The sequence below is a fragment of the Vibrio sp. NC2 genome (genome assembly GCF_025195005.1).
Classification (GTDB): domain Bacteria; phylum Pseudomonadota; class Gammaproteobacteria; order Enterobacterales; family Vibrionaceae; genus Vibrio; species Vibrio splendidus.
Window position 1 is genome coordinate 1 of the sequence record NZ_JANVFC010000015.1, and the last position, 17,696, is coordinate 17,696.

The 17,696-nt window shown below is 45.5% G+C and carries 12 protein-coding genes and 1 pseudogene; 4 read left to right on the forward strand and 9 right to left on the reverse strand.

The window, feature by feature from the left end:
* Positions 1 to 178 precede the first annotated feature (178 nt).
* Together NX845_RS17020 and NX845_RS17025 are read right to left on the reverse strand one after the other, a co-directional pair.
* Positions 179 to 1,621 (reverse strand): N-acylglucosamine 2-epimerase, encoded by a 1,443-nt coding sequence (locus tag NX845_RS17020; protein WP_260257018.1) that lies wholly within the window; start codon positions 1,619 to 1,621, stop codon positions 179 to 181.
* A 143-nt stretch (positions 1,622 to 1,764) separates the two neighbouring features.
* Complete coding sequence (locus NX845_RS17025; protein ID WP_065681073.1) at positions 1,765 to 2,412, reverse strand: glutathione S-transferase family protein; 648 nt, start codon at positions 2,410 to 2,412, stop codon at positions 1,765 to 1,767.
* Between the two features lie 117 nt (positions 2,413 to 2,529).
* Here NX845_RS17025 and NX845_RS17030 point away from each other — a divergent pair, with 117 nt between their 5' ends.
* Positions 2,530 to 3,381, forward strand: coding sequence for a LysR family transcriptional regulator (locus tag NX845_RS17030; protein WP_065681074.1), 852 nt, complete (start codon positions 2,530 to 2,532; stop codon positions 3,379 to 3,381).
* A gap of 309 nt (positions 3,382 to 3,690) precedes the next feature.
* Here NX845_RS17030 and NX845_RS17035 read toward each other — a convergent pair whose 3' ends face one another.
* Both NX845_RS17035 and NX845_RS17040 read right to left on the reverse strand, forming a co-directional pair.
* Positions 3,691 to 5,805 (reverse strand): methyl-accepting chemotaxis protein, encoded by a 2,115-nt coding sequence (locus NX845_RS17035; RefSeq protein ID WP_260257019.1) that lies wholly within the window; start codon positions 5,803 to 5,805, stop codon positions 3,691 to 3,693.
* A 402-nt stretch (positions 5,806 to 6,207) separates the two neighbouring features.
* Positions 6,208 to 7,998 (reverse strand): sigma-54-dependent Fis family transcriptional regulator, encoded by a 1,791-nt coding sequence (locus NX845_RS17040; RefSeq protein WP_260257020.1) that lies wholly within the window; start codon positions 7,996 to 7,998, stop codon positions 6,208 to 6,210.
* A gap of 327 nt (positions 7,999 to 8,325) precedes the next feature.
* Between NX845_RS17040 and NX845_RS17045 the strand changes: the two genes are divergently transcribed.
* Positions 8,326 to 9,846 (forward strand): aldehyde dehydrogenase family protein, encoded by a 1,521-nt coding sequence (locus NX845_RS17045; RefSeq protein ID WP_260257021.1) that lies wholly within the window; start codon positions 8,326 to 8,328, stop codon positions 9,844 to 9,846.
* A 143-nt stretch (positions 9,847 to 9,989) separates the two neighbouring features.
* Here the strand turns inward: NX845_RS17045 and NX845_RS17050 are convergent, their stop codons facing one another.
* The 5 genes from NX845_RS17050 to NX845_RS17070 form a co-directional block, all read right to left on the reverse strand.
* Positions 9,990 to 10,727: an NUDIX domain-containing protein gene (locus NX845_RS17050; protein WP_017083093.1), complete on the reverse strand. Its 738-nt coding sequence runs from the start codon at positions 10,725 to 10,727 to the stop codon at positions 9,990 to 9,992.
* A gap of 236 nt (positions 10,728 to 10,963) precedes the next feature.
* Positions 10,964 to 11,365, reverse strand: a complete 402-nt coding sequence (locus tag NX845_RS17055) for a hypothetical protein (protein ID WP_102489290.1) — start codon at positions 11,363 to 11,365, stop codon at positions 10,964 to 10,966.
* Between the two features lie 144 nt (positions 11,366 to 11,509).
* On the reverse strand, positions 11,510 to 11,842 hold the full coding sequence (locus NX845_RS17060) for a multidrug efflux SMR transporter (protein ID WP_065681079.1): 333 nt from the start codon (positions 11,840 to 11,842) through the stop codon (positions 11,510 to 11,512).
* A gap of 160 nt (positions 11,843 to 12,002) precedes the next feature.
* Entirely contained in the window at positions 12,003 to 12,842 is an 840-nt protein-coding gene (gene fghA / locus NX845_RS17065; RefSeq protein ID WP_065681080.1) for an S-formylglutathione hydrolase, read from the reverse strand.
* A 154-nt stretch (positions 12,843 to 12,996) separates the two neighbouring features.
* Complete coding sequence (locus NX845_RS17070; protein WP_065681081.1) at positions 12,997 to 14,145, reverse strand: S-(hydroxymethyl)glutathione dehydrogenase/class III alcohol dehydrogenase; 1,149 nt, start codon at positions 14,143 to 14,145, stop codon at positions 12,997 to 12,999.
* Positions 14,146 to 14,656: 511 nt separating this feature from the next.
* On the opposite strand from NX845_RS17070, the pseudogene NX845_RS17075 reads away from it, so the two are divergent.
* Positions 14,657 to 16,827: pseudogene (locus NX845_RS17075) on the forward strand (metallophosphoesterase).
* A gap of 209 nt (positions 16,828 to 17,036) precedes the next feature.
* On the forward strand, positions 17,037 to 17,381 hold the full coding sequence (locus NX845_RS17080) for a multidrug efflux SMR transporter (protein ID WP_083994879.1): 345 nt from the start codon (positions 17,037 to 17,039) through the stop codon (positions 17,379 to 17,381).
* Positions 17,382 to 17,696 lie beyond the last annotated feature (315 nt).

The window sequence follows — 17,696 nt, forward strand, 5'->3', positions numbered from 1 at the left end:
CCTGACTCCGATAGAATATCGAACTCAGGCCTTGAAAGCCGCTTAACAGAAATGTCCAACTTTACGGGGTCACTTCAAAGCATCTTTTCTTCTCAGGCTTTGCGAACAGCTAGTCACTCACCTTTTCCGTCTTAACCGTAAACCACAGCTAAAAGTATCGATGAGCGAATATCAGATATTAAGGTCGAATGTTATTGAAGCTGACCTTCTGCGTTCCATCTCCAAGTTTCTCCAACTTAACTACGTCTCCTTGATAGTAATAAGGTTCCATTGGCATATTGCTGTTGGTCGGTCTTGCGTAGTGCAATACAGCCAGTTTAGCGTCAACTTGCTGAGCATATAAATATCCAATCAGCGCATGTTCAAATTGGTGATAGCCATTGCCCCAATGGAAAGCTTTAGTACGCTTAGGATCAAGCCCAACGCCACCGTATTTGTGGTCGACCCATACATCATGAAAGGTCGGTAGGGTGTATTGCAGGACGTCTTTCATTGAACCATCGACCAGCGAAACCGTCATGGCCGCTTGATCAAGCTCAGCCCACTCCCATGATGACGCCCACTGACTGTGCGGTCTGCTTTGCCAGCCCGTGATATCTTGCCCTTGCCACATTTTCTGAAGTCGCTCACCAAAGTAGTTAGATACATTGGCAAAGTCTTTCTGATATTGCGCCTGATCCAGAGTGTGTTTCATGCCGTCTAAACCAAACTCCGACCAATCGGAATTATTTAATGCATGACCGGTTAGATAGGTCATCCAATATGCTTTGATGGTGTGCCCAAAATCGTTGTGATTGGCATTCGGCATCATCGCAGCTTTATCGTGAATTGCGCCGTAGAAGCGTTGTTGATCTTCAGAATGGTATTGGTCAATCATGGCTTGCGTGAGCCAGTTTAAGTCATCAAGCCATTTTGATTTGATGGGCTCTTTGAGCAGAGGAGCGACTAATAACAGGTAGCCGTTTATTTGATCAAGTTGCGCGACCAGTTCGCGTCGTTTTGCACTGCCATCTTCACCGTCAGCGAGTACCCAAGTAAGACCACTGTTGTCGCTAAGTCGATATTTATCAAAGATAAAAGCTTGTTGGGCGATGAGTGCTTGTTCTACCTTTTTGTCTTGAGTCAGGTAGTAGTACATGGCAAGGCCAACTAATGCATACGCTTGATCTTGAGAGGTTCGTTGTTGCCAATCCTGGCCTTCTTTTCCCTCTTTTACGTAGCCGATAAAGCCACCATTTTGCTTATCTTCTAGCTGATCAATGATGTAGTAGGCACCTTGTTTGGCAAGCGCTAAAGCCTGCTTGTCTCCGGTAAGATGGTAGAGCACGCCATAGGCATAAGTTTGACGTGATTTCATCCGCGTAAACTCCTTGCCAAAGTGCGGCGTGATCCAGCCTTTGTTCAGTTCAGGACACACATCAGAAACATCGAGCAAGGTGCCATCATCACAGCGGAAAGTAGGGAAGTTGCCTATTGGTTCTCCTTGCGCGCTAGGCATTAGCCAATAAGGTGCCAGCCCTTCAGAGGCATGATTGATCCAGTCTTCTCCAGTGGGAAGGGTGACATTGGCAGATACGGCCAAGCTGGCCACGCTGAGTAATGCGATCGTTGCTCGTAACATGATGTTTATCTTAATGATTTGAGTTTCTTTGAATATAAACAATCGCATCTGCACATTGTGATTCGGTGATCACAATCGACCAAATTATTGTGGTTTAAATAAAGGCTCACAGACTAGTGAGCCTTGAAAGGGTGTTTTGTATTTTATACAGGCTTCCCCGCCTCATCTTCTTCAACCACATCGGTTTCTAAGTTTGCCTCTGCCAGCCATTTTTGTATTGATGGGCTGCTGAGCACGCGTTGTTGATACTGTGATGCCTTTTCGGAAAGTTGGATGCCATAGGTTTCTACACGTAAAGCCACAGGTGCAAACATCGCGTCGGCAATCGACCATTCACCAAACAACCATCCTTCAGGGTATTGTTCCATCTGCGTCGACCAAATGGCATCGATACGGGCGATGTCTTTCAAGGTGTCTTCACTGAGTGTGAGCTTTCGTTGTGCGCGGCAGTTCATCGGCATTTCATTTCTGACGGCAAAGAACCCAGAGTGCATTTCTGCGGAAATTGCTCGGGCATGGGCGCGTTCTTTCACTGAGCTAGGCCACGCTGCACCGTTCAAGTGGGCGTCGTTAACGTATTCGAGAATCGCCAGTGAATCCCACACCGCAACGTCGCCGTCAACTAGGGTTGGAACCTTGGCCGTTGGCGTCACTTTCGCCAGAGTGTCGTAAAAATCAGAGGTGAATAGCTTGAGCTTGATGACTTCTGCATTCAGGTTGTAGTTGTCGAATATTAGCCATGCGCGCAGTGACCAAGTTGAGTAGTTCTGGTTTCCAATATAAAGCTGCATCGTTGCTTCCTTGCGTTTGGTGGGTATGCTTTGACCCTAGGGGCATGCATTTGAGCTTAGGGGATTGTATTGCGGCGCACTAACGGATAATTTTGATGCAATACATTAATAAAAACGATGGGTGGTGATTTCAATATGGACATTGATGCGTTGCGAGGCTTTCTCGCGTTTGTAGAAACCAGTAGCTTTACTCGTGCTGCGAAACAGATCAACCGCACCCAATCGGCATTTAGTGCTCAGATGCGTAAGTTGGAAGAAGAACTCAACGTGACTCTTTTCCAAAAAGAAGGACGTAACTTAATACTCACTGAAGCAGGCTTAGCGCTGCGTTCTCATGCTGACCAGTTGGTCGCGCTCCACAATACAGCCCTCAAGCAAGTAAAGCGTTACGAAGACAAACAACCTCTGCGACTCGGCTGCCCTGAAGACTACAACGACACCATTCTGCCAAAAGTGATTCGCCTGTTACAGAAAGCGGAACCCACCTGTTCAATCCAAATATTTAGCCTGCCCAGCATTACACTCAGAGAGTGGTTGGATGATGGCAGACTCGATGCCGCGATTGTCACCCGAGCGCCCGACAGCGAAGAGGGTTACTGGCTCACTCATGATATCGGAGTATGGATAAGCAGCCCTGACTATGTGTTTGATGAGTCTAAACCCGTCCCATTAGCCTTGTTTCAGACCGATTGTAAGTACCACGCAGCGGCAGTTAATGGTTTAACCAAGCAGGGCACGCCTTATCAGTTATTGGCGTGCAGTAATACCGCTTCTGCACAACGTGCCATCGTCAAAGCGGGTTTGGCCATTGGTGCGATGGGTAAGCTGAGCGTGACTTCAGATTTGAAAATACTTGATGATATGCCACCGTTACCAGCAGTGGATATTGTGCTGATCTTAGCGAGCAAACATCACCCGGTGTTAGACAAAGAAGTGCTCAATCAACTTGTGGAGTTAGAGTCTGAGTAGCTTTGTTTATATTGGGATAGTTTATTGGGATAGTTTATTGGGATAGTTTATTGGGATAGTTTATTGGGATAGTTTATTGGGATAGTTTATTGGGATAGTTTATTGGGATAGTTTATTGGGATAGTTTATTGGGATAGTTTATTGGGACAGTTTGGTTAGGCGAGCTTTGTTCCGTAAAATTTAATAGATGAACTGCAATCGATGAGTTTGAAGTTGAGCGGAAATTAAGAAGTGAAGAGGCCGAGAACATTGCGTTTCTCCGAAAACATGGTGTTTCTCGGCCTAGTTATTGTGAGACGTTGTTGGTAATTAAGAAAGCTTGAACTTGCTTAACTCACCGTGCAAATCTCCGGCTTTCACTGTCAGCTCATTACTGATTGCTACTGATGATGTCATGGTGCCCATCACTTCCACAGCGGTGTCATTGATGATCACTACATTGCGGTTAATCTCTTCTGACACTGAGCTTTGCTCTTCAGCCGCGGACGCAATCTGATTGTTCATGTCGTTAATCACTTCAATCGCTTGGTTGATTTCCGACAAGGCTAGATGTGCTGCTTGGGTTTCCCCTTTGGTATCGTTCGCTTGCTTCTGGCTTTGCTCCATCAATATCACGATAGATTGAGTCTCTTGTTCTAAGCGAGCCAACATCGAACGAATCTCTTCTGTCGAGCCTTGAGTGCGATTTGCGAGGTTACGCACTTCATCTGCCACGACAGCAAAGCCTCGTCCTGCTTCACCCGCACGTGCTGCCTCAATAGCGGCATTAAGCGCAAGTAAGTTGGTTTGTTCTGCAATGCCACCAATCTCGCTCAAGATACCCTGAATAGCGGTGCTCGAATCGACCAAATTTTGCGTTTGTTGCTGTGCGTCATTTACCTGCACAGCCAAGCTGTCTACAGCGCTGGCGGCATTGTCCATGCGTGTCATGCCATTGAGACTGTTGCTTTGTACTTGGCTTGCGGCTGCTGCTGCTTGAACGGCTGAGCTTGCCACTTCTTGCGCTGTCGCACTCATTTCATTGATCGCGGTTGCAAGTGAGTTCACCTCGTTAACCTGAGAGTTCAACTGGTCACGTGAAATTTCAGCACGAGCTTGGCCTTCTGTTGCGTTTTTATCTACTTGGTCGGCCGTTACCATAACGGTAAGTAGCATCTCTTGCATACGAGATAGGAAAGTATTGAACCAGTGTGCAAGCTGAGCGGTTTCATCTTTTCCTTTCACTTCAATGCGGTAAGTTAAGTCGCCTTCGCCTTGTGCTGCATCTTTAAAACGCTCCACTAAGTTGTTCAGAACCTTGCCCAGAGAATTGGCAATGAATGCCATTGAGGCAATACCTAGAATAGCTGCGATGAGCCCCGCCCACACACCTTTTTCAAGTGCTTTTGAATTCTGTGCATCACTCCATTGCGTGTAGTTGTCGACGCTTTTTGTAAGGTGACTACTGGGAACCGACACCATGACTACCCATGGCGCATCACTGGTATCAATGGCTGTTATTGCGTACTCATCGCCGCCGAAATTAACAAGGCCAGCCCCTTCTCGCTTAGCGATAGATTGAATCTTCGACCATTCGGATTCCAATTCAGAAGAGACTCTTTTACCCACCATGTTTCCAGCACGGCTGTTGGCGAGAGTTATGCCTTTCCATGATGTAATAAGGATTTTTCCTTCGCCATCAAACAAGTTACGTGCAAATAATTCACTCTGGCTTTGAAGTTCGAACAAAGACAAATCAAAGCCAATTGAGCCAATGATTTTCCCGTCTTGTTTGATTGGTTGGCTGATGGTAGTGATGAGCTCTTGCTTGCCGCGAACTGGATAGAAATAGGGTTCCATCACAAATGTCTTACCGGTTTGGTATGGCATTAAGTGCCAGTCGTCTTTGCGCTCACCGTTGCTGTTGAGTTCGGTATTGCTGAAGCTCTCCATTGCGACGGCGTCAAAGCTGTTCTGATCATTTGGAGAGAAGAAAGGCGCAAGGTAGCCCTGACTGTTAAAACCTAATTCAGTGTCCAAGCTGATCTCGTTATTCAGATCGGTTTGTTGTGGCCAAGTCTTGTTCTCCCACACCATGTAGCCCGCAAATACAGCTTTGTTTTGTGCTTCCAAGGCGGCAGTAAACTGTTTAACGATAAGGTCTGCGCTTGCATTGGTTTCTGAACTTAACTCAATAATGGATCGTGCTTGCTTAAGGTTTGCTAGTACAGGATCAAGTTGGTTGGCAATGTTCAAACCTTGTTGAATGGCTGTGTTTTGTAAATCTGTCGTTGTGGCGTCTGTCAGCTGCGTCTTTACTTTTTCAGTGACTTGTTTGTTCACATCGGTAAAGGCGCTGGTGGTCATGCCCATTGCGATCAACAGAGTGAAAGCCATTGCTCCGCCTGCACTCACCGCAATTCGCGTACGTATACTGTTAAACATATGATCCCTGTAGCCAAATAGTGGTAGTTTTCCAGAGATTTTAAACAAGATAAGTGAATGGAAAATTCAAAATAATGAACACAAAAAGAATAGGGTGATCAAAATTATAAATAGGATTGCATAGTGCTCAGATTTATATCTTGTGGGCGAGTTCTATAAGGCAAGCGAATGGCCGTAATTATTTCATTAGCTATTTGTATTCATTGATCTTTTAAATTTATTGATGATATTTATTTGTCGGTAAATCAAGAGGTTGTAGTTTGAGAGTGTCCTGAATATGGATTACTCATTACGTGACTTCACTCACACTTTAATTTGATCCGAAGCACATTATATCCACTTGTAAAGTGTGTATTTATGCGTTGCATGTTCAATCTGAGGAACCAAATCATTGTTCATGTTTTATTGAAGAATCCCCAGGCTCTTTAGCTTTCGATAAATGGTATTGCGGCTGATGCCGAGTATTCGAGATGTCTTGCTGATGTTGCCTTGGTTCGCTTGATACGTTTGCAGCAAGGTTTCTTCAACGGTAGTTCTTAAATCGTTACTCGCTGTACCTTTGATGGCATTAGGAGTCATTAGCTGATGCTGATTATCGTGTGCTAATGACGTCAGATGTTGAGCAAGGTGGCTTGGCACATGTTCTAGCGTGAGTTGTGGTTCATCACTCGCCAGTAAAGCCGCGACTTTGAGTAGATTATCTAATTCGCGAATATTGCCCGGCCAAGAATAGGCGCACAGTAAGCTCATCAAGTGAGGGCAGATTGTTTGTTCGTCTTCGGCGTATTTACGATGAATGTGCTCGATTAAAGCGTGCTTGTCTTGTCGGTGTTGTAGGCTTGGCAAGGTGAAGGCTAAGCCGTTCAGGCGATAATACAAGTCTTGTCTAAATTCTCCTGTCGCAACTAACTGTTCTAGGTTTTTATGAGTGGCAGCAATGATCTGACAATCGACTTGGTAGCTTTGGTTCGAACCCACAGGCACTACGGATTTGTCTTGCAGAACATGCAGCAATCGACATTGAGCCTCCAATGGCATGTCGGCGATCTCATCCAAAAATAGAATGCCCTTGTCTGCTTGACGGATCTTGCCTTGGAAACCTTTGTGGCTTGCGCCAGTAAAAGCCCCCGGTGCATAACCAAACAATTCAGATTCGATAAGATCTTTCGGCAGCGCACCGCAGTTCACCGCAACTAACGGTGACGATTTACGTTGGCTTTGCTTGTGTAACGCTTTAACAAACTCGCCTTTACCAACCCCTGTTTCGCCTAGGATTAATAGGCTGATCCCTCTGTCGATAACCTTATTGGCTTGTTGCCAAGCGTGTTCTATCTGTTGTTCACCATGGTGCAAATCGCACGATGCTGAAATGGAGCGCGTGCGTTTGGTGGTTGGTTGTTTGAGGTGTTGTTTCTCAAACACAAAGGGCGTGTCTAATGAGGTTCGGTTGAACAGGGTATCTATGCATTCGCCGACGATCGAGGTTTGATCCAACAATTGAGAGGCAACCTGATTGTGCGCCACTACTTCGCCGGCTTCATTGGCTATCACAATCCCTTGCCAACCACTGTGTAATAAAGATTTCTCACACGCGAGATCGATTCGAGTGGTGCCTTGTGGGATATGACTTAATAGCTGATTTTCAACAAGCTGAACCATATTTTGAACCAGCAATTGGACAGAACTGTCGTGTTGTTGCTGCTCACTGGTAATGTCCAATACGCCAACCATCTGCCCTTGATGATCAAACACAGGGCTTGCTGAACAGCTGATAAATCGGTGCTGGTGGATGAAGTGCTGCTCACCAATGATAGATACTGGCTTGGCTTCAACAATCGCGGTGCCAATCGCGTTAGTGCCTTTGAGTTGTTCCTGCCAACAGGCTCCAGAGCTGAGTGCAATTGACGTCAGCTTCTCCTTAAACCGCTCCTGTCCCCAACTCGCCAGAATGACGCCCTCAATATCGGTCAAAATCAAACGACTGTCAGTGCGTGCAAACATCTGATTAAACAGAGGTAGAGCATTACGTTCGACTATTTGAATTAAGCTCGAAGATTGGTGACGTCTCTGTTTAAGAATCGATTGTGGTAGGCGAATGTCTTCGGGTAGTCGTCTCTGTTTTAGACCCGCTTCTGTACTGCGGTGCCAAGAAGACGAAAGCCAATCTGAGGTGTTTGCTTGTTGAAGGTGCATGACTGTTCCATGTCGTAACAGTGAGGGTGTACCAATTTGGAACAGTTGAACACTGGAGTGGTTTCCAGACGTCCGTTCAATGCCAACTCACTTTAGGTTGTAAACGTTTGGTAATCATAGTTTTACAATTTATTAACAACAAGCTTTGAAGTTCTGGCGTGTGATTTGCGTTGTTACTGTTGTGAAGAAAACACGAAGTATCAGTGTTTTAAACAGAAAGCATAAACATGGGCGTCTTGTCATGAGTTCTTTTCTCAAGAGGAGCCGCCATAAAAATAAGACAGCTCTCGCTCAATAACGAATAACAAATCAAAGAAGGATCTAACTATGATTTACGCACAGCCGGGTAGTGATAACGCAGTGGTGAACTTTAAAGCGCAATACGATAACTTTATCGGTGGCGAATGGGTGAAGCCTGTTAGCGGTGAGTATTTTGATAACACTTCTCCAGTGAATGGTCAGGTGTATTGCCAAGTGGCACGCTCAACAGAGGCCGACATTAGCTTGGCACTCGATGCGGCGCATGCAGCTCGTGCTAGTTGGGCGGCGACTAGCGTGACAGAGCGCTCCAACATCCTACTTAAAATTGCCGACCGCATTGAAGCGAACCTAGAAGAAATCGCAGTCGCTGAGACGTGGGAAAACGGCAAGCCTGTGCGTGAAACTTTGGCAGCAGACATTCCTTTGGTTGTCGATCACTTCCGTTACTTTGCGGGTTGTATTCGAGCGCAAGAAGGCAGCGCAGCCGAGCTAGATTCAAACACCGCAAGCTACCACTTCCCTGAACCGATTGGTGTCGTAGGGCAGATCATTCCTTGGAACTTCCCGATCTTAATGGCGGCTTGGAAACTAGCACCGGCACTGGCAGCAGGATGTTGTGTGGTGATGAAACCCGCCGAGCAAACACCGACATCGATCTTAGTGATGATGGAAAAGATCGCCGATCTTTTGCCTGCAGGCGTAGTCAACATCGTGAATGGTTTTGGTAGCGAAGCGGGTCAAGCGTTAGCAACCAGCGATCGTTTGGCGAAATTGGCCTTTACTGGTTCAACAGAAATTGGCCACCATATCCTAAAATGTGCGGCTGAAAGCTTGATTCCATCAACGGTTGAGCTGGGCGGTAAGTCTCCAAATATCTACTTCCCAGATATCTTTAATCATGAAGACGAATACCTAGATAAGTGTGTCGAAGGCATGTTGCTTGCGTTCTTCAACCAAGGTGAAGTGTGTACCTGTCCATCACGTGTGCTGATCCATGAATCGGTGTACGACAAGTTCATCGCCAAGGTGGTCGAGCGTGCTCAAACTATTAAACAAGGTAACCCGTTAGATACCGATACTCAGGTGGGTGCACAAGCTTCAAAAGAGCAGTTCGATAAGATCTTGAGCTACCTAGAAATCGGTCGTCAAGAAGGTGCGAAAGTGCTAACAGGTGGTGAAATCGCGCAGCAACCAGATGATCTGGGCAACGGTTACTACATTCAGCCAACCATGCTGGAAGGGCACAACAAGATGCGTGTATTCCAAGAAGAGATCTTCGGCCCTGTTATCGCAGTAACGACGTTTAAAGATGAAGCAGAAGCGCTAGAGATTGCCAATGACACCGAGTATGGCTTGGGTGCAGGCGTATGGACTCGTGATGCAAACCTAGCGTATCGCATGGGTCGTAACATTGAAGCGGGGCGTATTTGGGTGAACTGTTACCACGCTTACCCAGCTCATGCCGCGTTTGGTGGTTACAAAAAATCGGGCATTGGCCGTGAGACACACAAGATGATGCTCGACCACTACCAAAACACTAAGAACCTATTGATCAGCTACGATACTAATCCGTTGGGTTTCTTCTAATACAGGTTTGTTCTAAAAGTATGAGAATGAATCATGGGTACAAAGAATAACTAACAACGCAGTTGGCTTAATTAAGAACAACAAAAGCTAGAATCTAAAACGCCCAACTCAATTGAGTTGGGCGTTTTTATATCTGAAGCACTCTAGCTTTTCGAAAAGAAGATCTCGGGCTTGTGGACCGGGCCATAGTTGCCCTCTAGCTGAGTGAGTTCCAAACCTTGCTTTCCTATCAGAGAGCCGACCAATTGGCGGTTAAACGGGTAGCTGTCGGGGTTGTTAATATACTCTTCAACATCTATCCATTTAGCTTCTGCAATTTCATCGGTGTCTTGAATCGCGATATCTTGAGTTTGAGCGATAAGGTGACAAATAAAGTAGAGGTTTGATTTACCGAATTGATACGGGTGTCTTGTCGCCATGCCAACCACAGAGACGAACGTTGCCTCGATACCTGTCTCTTCCAAGGTTTCACGAACCACAGACTCTTCAATACCTTCACCCAACTCAATATGGCCGCCAGGTAACTTGTAGCCCGTCATACCGTGCTCTTTAATCATCAGCACTTGGTTGTGTTCGTTGGTGATCAACGCGCCAGCACCCAAAGTGTGGGTAGGGATGAAAGGCACAAACTCTACAATCTCGGATTTGTGGATCAGCGTAATTTCGTCTTCTAGACAGTTGTGAAACACAAAGCCAAGCTCAGTCGCCACCGGAATAAGGTGCGAGAGTGAAATAGGTAAACTAATCCAAATGATGCCTTTGTTATTCTGCTTTGAAAATTCGGTGATCTCGCTGAGTTCGGCATTGAAAGAGTCAGCATCGTGAGGGGCTGTTGCTGGGTCGATGATGATGCCGTTAAATTTGTCGAGCGTAAATTCCACGAGTGATCCTTTATTATTTTTGATTTATTGGGAGTCGAGCATAGGTGCAGCTTATCTTATCTCAAGAGCTTATAAAACCTGCTCTGCTTGTAGCATTTTTAAGAGCACGGCAGTGGTGGGTAAAAAGTGAGGGAGAGTATAAAGCGGGCGGCTTGAAACAAAAATTACGCTAGAAACAAAAACTGCGCTTGGAAGCCAAAGCGCAGTTTTAAAATAGGGTTTATTTGGATTCGACTCTAACGAATATAGTTTGCATCAACACTTACGTACCAGTGCTGAAGCTTGCCGTCAGATTTTTTGATCCACAAATCGTTGGTGTAGCTATCAATCTTGCCGTTAACCGTAAGGTTGAATGTGTTCTCGTCGAATTCGCCAAGCTTCACGAACTGGTCCGTGGTAATCAGGAACGGTTCCATGTCGTCTACGCCAACTACATCTGAAATCACATAGTAGTGGTAAGTCAGTGGCTTGCTCGCATCATTCGGGTTGCTGCGGTACGCCACAAGCTTGAATGGTTCCGTTAATGGAACGTCGAGCGTTTGCTTGTCCATGGTCGCTGGAATCGGGATAAACAGCCAAGCGGTAAACAGACCGCTCAATAAAACCATCAGGAAGAAAAGAGTCTTAATTGCTTTCATAGCAACCTTCAAAATAGGTGATGTTGAAGGCCTATGGTAACAGGTTTGATTTGCTGATTGTAAGAGTATGAATAAGTGAAGGTGACACCTGTCTGTTAGGAAATTTGAACGAATTGACACACTGTTCATAAGTCATTATCTACACTAGTGCGAGTGACCTTGTGACAGGTTTATCATCATAACACCAGCCGCAACGAATAACATGCCGATCCACACCATGGTATCGAGGTGCTGGCGGTAAACGAACGTAGAAATCAGACTCACTGTCACGATAGCTAAACCTGCCCACAAAGAGTGAACCACACCAACTGGCATCCCTTTCATAGCTTGGCTCAAAAATAGAAATGCCGCCAAGTGTCCTGAAATCACCAATAAAGCAGGGATAGGTTTAGACAAGCTGAAACCGTCGGTTGCTTTAAGTGCTACGTGAGAAAGTGCTTCTGCCATCACGCCCATCATTAAGAAAAACCAGCTCATAATCGTACCTTTTGTTCGTATTGTTTTTGTTGGTATAGCGGGGTGCTTGAAAGTGTGAATCGTTGTTGCTGCTATCAAGTAACAGCGGGCTCGCCCAAATAGCAGGCACAAAAAAGCCCACACCTCACGCTTTTGCAAGGTGTGGGCTAAATCGGTGTGACTACTTGTTTAGGTAAGCAGCGTGGAACTCAATATGCTCATCAATAAAGCTAGAGATGAAGTAGTAGCTGTGGTCGTAACCTGGCTGCATACGTAGCTCTAAATCGGCATTGGTTACCTTAGCGGCTTCGACTAATTGCTCAGGCTTGAGCTGCTCAATCAGGAAGTTATCGGCTTCGCCTTGGTCAACCAACATTGGCAGCTTAGTGCCTTTGGTTTTTAGAAGCTCAGACGCGTCGTAATGTTTCCACTCTTCAATATCTAAGCCCAAGTATTGGTTGAATGCTTTTTGTCCCCAAGGGCATTGCATTGGGTTGGTGATAGGGCTGAATGCCGAGATAGAACGGTAGCTATCTTCGTTTTTGATACCAATCGTTAGGGCACCGTGTCCGCCCATGCTGTGACCAGAAATTGATTTCACCGAAGTCACAGGGAAGAAAGATTCAATCAAGGCTGGAAGCTCTGTTACCACGTAATCGTACATGTGGTAATGGCTGTCCCATGGTGCTTGAGTGGCATTGACATAGAAGCCCGCACCTTGGCCGAGATCGTAGCTTTCATTGTCGGCAACGCCTTCGCCACGTGGGCTTGTATCGGGTGCTACAATCGCGATGCCTTGCCCAGCCGCAGCTTTGAATGCGCCGGCTTTTTGCATGAAGTTTTCATCGGTACAGGTTAAGCCTGATAACCAATACAAAACAGGAACTGGGTTTTCTTTGCTTGCGTTAGGCGGCAAGAAAATCGCAAAACGCATGTTGCAGTCAAGCGTTGCAGAAAAGTGGGTGTATTGTTTGTGCCAACCACCAGCAACCTTTGCTTGGCTAATGTTTTCGATTGTCATCTATTGTGCTCCGTTAGGTTGATGGTTTTGGGGAATAACTTGTCTATGTCATTTTTAAGTTTCACCACCCACCGGGCAGGAGGTGGTGAAGACAGTTTGTTGCTTTTCATTTATAACTTTGGCCTCGACACCTAAGTATCGAGACCAAGAGGTGTTACTTATCCATATGTAGAACAGTACGGATAGATTCACCTTTGTGCATTAGGTTGAATGCTTCGTTAACGTCTTGCAGACCCATAGTGTGAGTGATGAACTCTTGAAGACCAAACTCACCCGCCATGTAACGGTTAACGATTTCTGGAAGCTCAGAGCGGCCTTTAACACCACCGAAAGCAGAACCACGCCATACACGACCAGTTACTAGTTGGAATGGACGAGTTGAGATCTCTTGACCTGCACCTGCAACACCAATGATGACTGATTCGCCCCAACCTTTGTGGCAGCATTCAAGTGCTTGACGCATCACGTTTACGTTACCGATACACTCGAAAGAGTACTCAACACCACCGTCTGTCATCTCAACGATAACGTCTTGGATTGGTTTGTCGAATTTAGTTGGGTTGATGCAGTCAGTCGCGCCAAGCTGTTTTGCTAGTTCGAATTTACTCTCGTTGATATCTACACCGATGATGCGGTTAGCACCAGCCATGCGAGCACCAATGATTGCAGAAAGACCGATACCGCCTAGGCCGAATACAGCAACGTTGTCGCCTTTTTCAACTTTAGCTGTGTTCAATACCGCGCCCATACCCGTAGTTACACCACAACCTAGAAGACAAACTTCTTCAAGTGGTGCTTCTTTGCTTACTTTCGCTAGAGAGATTTCTGGAAGTACTGTGTACTCAGAGAAAGTAGAGCAACCCATGTAATGGAAAATTGTTTCGCCATTGATAGAGAAGCGGCTTGTACCGTCTGGCATCAGGCCTTTACCTTGCGTTTCACGAACGGCTTGGCATAGGTTAGTTTTACCAGATTTACAGAACTTACATTCGCCACATTCAGCTGTGTAAAGTGGGATAACGTGGTCGCCAATCTCAACACTTGTAACGCCTTCGCCGATCATCTCAACGATGCCGCCACCTTCGTGACCAAGAATTGAAGGGAAGATACCTTCTGGATCGTCACCTGATAATGTGAATGCGTCAGTGTGACAAACACCAGTAGCAACGATGCGAACTAGAACCTCACCAGCTTTAGGAAGTTGTACATCAACTTCTTCCATTTTTAGTGGCTCGCCAGCTGCCCATGCAACCATTGCTTTTGATTTGATATGAGTTTGACCAGGTTTAATTTCGATTGTCATTGGATGCTTCCTATATATGTCAGTACAGCGGATAACTGTGCAATTAAATTCAACCCGTTAAGAGTAGTTGAGCTTAATTGTTTCCGCTCTCTCGTTTTGTTGGAGCCAGTATAGGTGTGAGTTCGAGTTTTGATAATCCCCTTAAATAGAAAATGATTATTACGTATTTGTAATAATTGGTATTGGGGGTCTGCCCGACTTAGTGGTCGTAAACCTTGAGACCAAAAAGCCACTTTTAGGAAAGGACTGACATTCTTGAACCGCTTGAATGCATTGCTACCATTGATGTTCGGTTGCTCGATGTGTGATGGTTTGTATACTTTCATCTGATTTGTATTATCAAATCATTGACGCTTATGATGTTGGCTAATCAATTGAATTTTAAGGATTGAAGCAAGGTCGCATAAGCACTCTGCATACGACGTTTTGTAAGATATCAGAAACAATAGTGTCATTTTTCTCACCTAATCTCCTCGCCAAATTTTGAGTTCTAACTTTTTGGGAAGAGAAAATGAAAAAGAGTACATTGACCGTACTTTCAGGCTTGATAGCAGCAGCTCTGGTTGGTTGCAATTCAAGTTCACCAAGTGATGACAGCGGCAATATGGACAGCGCAGTGCAAGTGGCGTTCATGCCTGATATCCATTTCCATGATGTTTACGGTGATTTTCAGGACGGCTCGTTCGCAGGGTTGCCGAATGCAATCAGTGGTAAGAATGCAACGATCAGAACGATGGAGTCTCAGATGAACTCTACTCGTCTATTCAACGAAAACTACTTCGCGATGATTGCGGCGCTAGATGATGTGGTTGAGCGTGGCGTGAAGTACGTAGCCCTGCCGGGTGACTTCAGTGATGACGGCCAACCCATTCATATGCGTGGTTTAGTAAGCATTTTTGATCACTACCGCGACACGTACGGCCTTGAGTTTTTTGCAGCCCAGGCAACCACGATCCAGTGAGGCCATTTACTATCCCTGCGGGTAAGTCCGACTTTTTAGGTGAAGGGGGTAAGAACCAACGTATTTATAGTCGCGGTAAAGAAGAGTGTGTTGGCTATGAAGATGAGTGGACAACTATTCCCGGTGACGGCGATAACCTAGCAACCATCTGTACTGAAGAAGTGCGTGAGTGGGGCTATGAAGAGATCATGGGTATCCTTGGTACTCACGGCTTCTACCCTCAGCAAGATTATCTCTACTTTGAAACCCCTTATAGCAGTACGCAAGCTCGTACCAATTACAGCTATGAATTAGCGAAAGAAGAAGCAGCTTTTGATAAGCGCATGTACGAGATCTGTTATGAAGGAACAGGTGGTAGTTATAAAGAGAATGGCTACTCAAGTTGTTCTGAAGTGCCCGATACCAGTTACTTAGTCGAGCCAGTTAAAGGCTTGTGGCTGTTGGCCATTGACGCGAATGTTTATCGCCCTAAAGAAAATTCGTCTGATAGCTCTGTAGACGGAAACACGTTTGATGGATCAAGCAGCGCTGGCTACAACATGATGCTGACTCACAAAGAACATGTGATCGATTGGATCTCTGATGTAGTAAAAGCAGCGAAAGAGCAGAATAAGACGCTTGTTTCCTTCTCGCACTTCCCAATGACAGATTTCTACAACGGTGCCTCTGAAGAGATTGAAGATCTGTTTGGTGAAGGAAGCCATCAACTGGCTCGTGAACCAGATGACAATACCAGTCGTGCACTTGCTGCAACAGGATTGAATATCCACGTTGGCGGTCATATGCACTTTAACGATACTGGTAAGAAAAGCTTCAATATCGATGGTGTTCAGCACACGCTCTTTAATATCCAAGCGCCATCGTTAGCGGGCTATATTCCAGCCTATAAGCTGTTGAATATTCGCCCTGATAACCAAATTGAGGTCGAGACTGTGGTTATCGATCAAGTCGAACGTTACAACGAACTGTTTAGTCACTACGAAGAAGAGCATGCATACCTTACTCAAGCTGCAAATGGAGATCCTGATGCAGAAGCTAAGATCTGGAACAAAGATATTCTGGATTCAGAGAGCTACTACGAACTGACTGACTGGCATATCCGTGAATTAACGCGCTTACGTTTCCTTCCTAGTGATTGGCCAATCGAAATGCGTGAAATGATCATGCACATGAACGGTGAAGAGATGATGATCATGTCTCAACTAGAAACGCAGTTCACGGTTTGTCAATTAGCCGACAAGTTGGGTTATCCAGTTGAAGGCTGTACTGCAAATGGTGTCGTTGATGAGGAACAGTTCCAGAGAGATTGGCAAGCAGCCAAAGTAGAAGCTGAGGTTTTGGCATCTACTGAGGGGTTAAGCTTAGCTGACTTTGCAGAGTGGAGTGGTGAGCTACTAGCGACAGATTTCTATCGACTACGTAACGCAGACGAACTGGCGTTCCGTGATATCGGTGAAACACAACTGCGCCAATACGAACTGCTAAGCCGCGAGCTTGCCGAGTTTGATGGCACGGTGGATTCAGAGCTAGGTGATCTTGGCCAATATACCGTGGGAGAGGTATTCCGCTCTCGTTTTGGTAGCTTGTTCGTGATTCTTGAAAAATTCGCAACAGGCCAAGCGAGTAATCACTTCTTGATTGATGTCGACCAGCAAACCCTGACCGATCTTAAAGGTGAAGTTAAACGCAATATTCTAAGAGGCTCAACGTCAGCAAATTAAGTGTCTTACCGATTAGATGATTATATTGATGAAGAGCCTGCTTGCCATGAGTTAGTGGGCTCTTTTGTTTGTCTGAGCGTAGGTTTAATCGAGAATTACACCTAAGAATTTTTAAGGTGCATCATAATAATTACTTGCTGAAAATCACATGAACCAGAAATAAAACTACAATATTCTGAGCGCCGTATTTTATTGTTGTGGACCCAAACATGCTTTTATCTATCCAGCCTCCTGTGATGCTGTCACTTGCCATTGTGCTTGAAGTTGTCGCGACTTCTCTATTGCCTAAAACGCAGCAATTTACTTCTTTGCCCGCGACTGCCGCAGTGCTAGTCGGTTATGGCTTTGCTTTCTATCTGTTGTCTCTCACGGTTCAAACTATGTCTTTAGGTGTGGCATATGCGATTTGGTGTGGGGTAGGGATCGTGTTAGTCGCAGTTTTGTCTTGGTTGGTCTACGGTCAAAAACTCGATATCTTCGCGATCATCGGTATCGCTTTGATTTTGGCAGGTGTTGTGATTATTAACTTGTTTTCGACGTCGGTGAGTCATTAGGGGAGCTAGTTGTGTTATGCGTGAGGGGGGCACAACTTTGTGACTCGTTATGTACGCAACACAGGAGTTTCAGCTACTGAACTTGTTAAGTTTAACCCTCAAGAACTTATTCCTAGTTAACTTCTCAATAGTCGAGTTGGTTGATTCTCGACTGGTACATCCCTGCCCGTTTATTTGACAGATTGAATACTCTACACAATTTAGCGACGAGCCTTTCCCGACTAGAATTCACTCAAACGCAGTAAATATTCAACATATGCAACAATAAGCAACCCACTCGATTGACTTTCTTCTAACTTATTGATTTTATAAAAA

Bases quoted from the DNA above. Each gene is read 5' to 3' on its own strand.
- NX845_RS17020 (WP_260257018.1), bottom strand. From the start codon at position 1,621: ATGTTACGAGCAACGATCGCATTACTCAGCGTGGCCAGCTTGGCCGTA.
- NX845_RS17025 (WP_065681073.1), bottom strand. From the start codon at position 2,412: ATGCAGCTTTATATTGGAAACCAGAACTACTCAACTTGGTCACTGCGC.
- NX845_RS17030 (WP_065681074.1), top strand. From the start codon at position 2,530: ATGGGTGGTGATTTCAATATGGACATTGATGCGTTGCGAGGCTTTCTC.
- NX845_RS17035 (WP_260257019.1), bottom strand. From the start codon at position 5,805: ATGTTTAACAGTATACGTACGCGAATTGCGGTGAGTGCAGGCGGAGCA.
- NX845_RS17040 (WP_260257020.1), bottom strand. From the start codon at position 7,998: ATGCACCTTCAACAAGCAAACACCTCAGATTGGCTTTCGTCTTCTTGG.
- NX845_RS17045 (WP_260257021.1), top strand. From the start codon at position 8,326: ATGATTTACGCACAGCCGGGTAGTGATAACGCAGTGGTGAACTTTAAA.
- NX845_RS17055 (WP_102489290.1), bottom strand. From the start codon at position 11,365: ATGAAAGCAATTAAGACTCTTTTCTTCCTGATGGTTTTATTGAGCGGT.
- NX845_RS17060 (WP_065681079.1), bottom strand. From the start codon at position 11,842: ATGAGCTGGTTTTTCTTAATGATGGGCGTGATGGCAGAAGCACTTTCT.
- fghA (WP_065681080.1), bottom strand. From the start codon at position 12,842: ATGACAATCGAAAACATTAGCCAAGCAAAGGTTGCTGGTGGTTGGCAC.
- NX845_RS17070 (WP_065681081.1), bottom strand. From the start codon at position 14,145: ATGACAATCGAAATTAAACCTGGTCAAACTCATATCAAATCAAAAGCA.
- NX845_RS17080 (WP_083994879.1), top strand. From the start codon at position 17,037: ATGCTTTTATCTATCCAGCCTCCTGTGATGCTGTCACTTGCCATTGTG.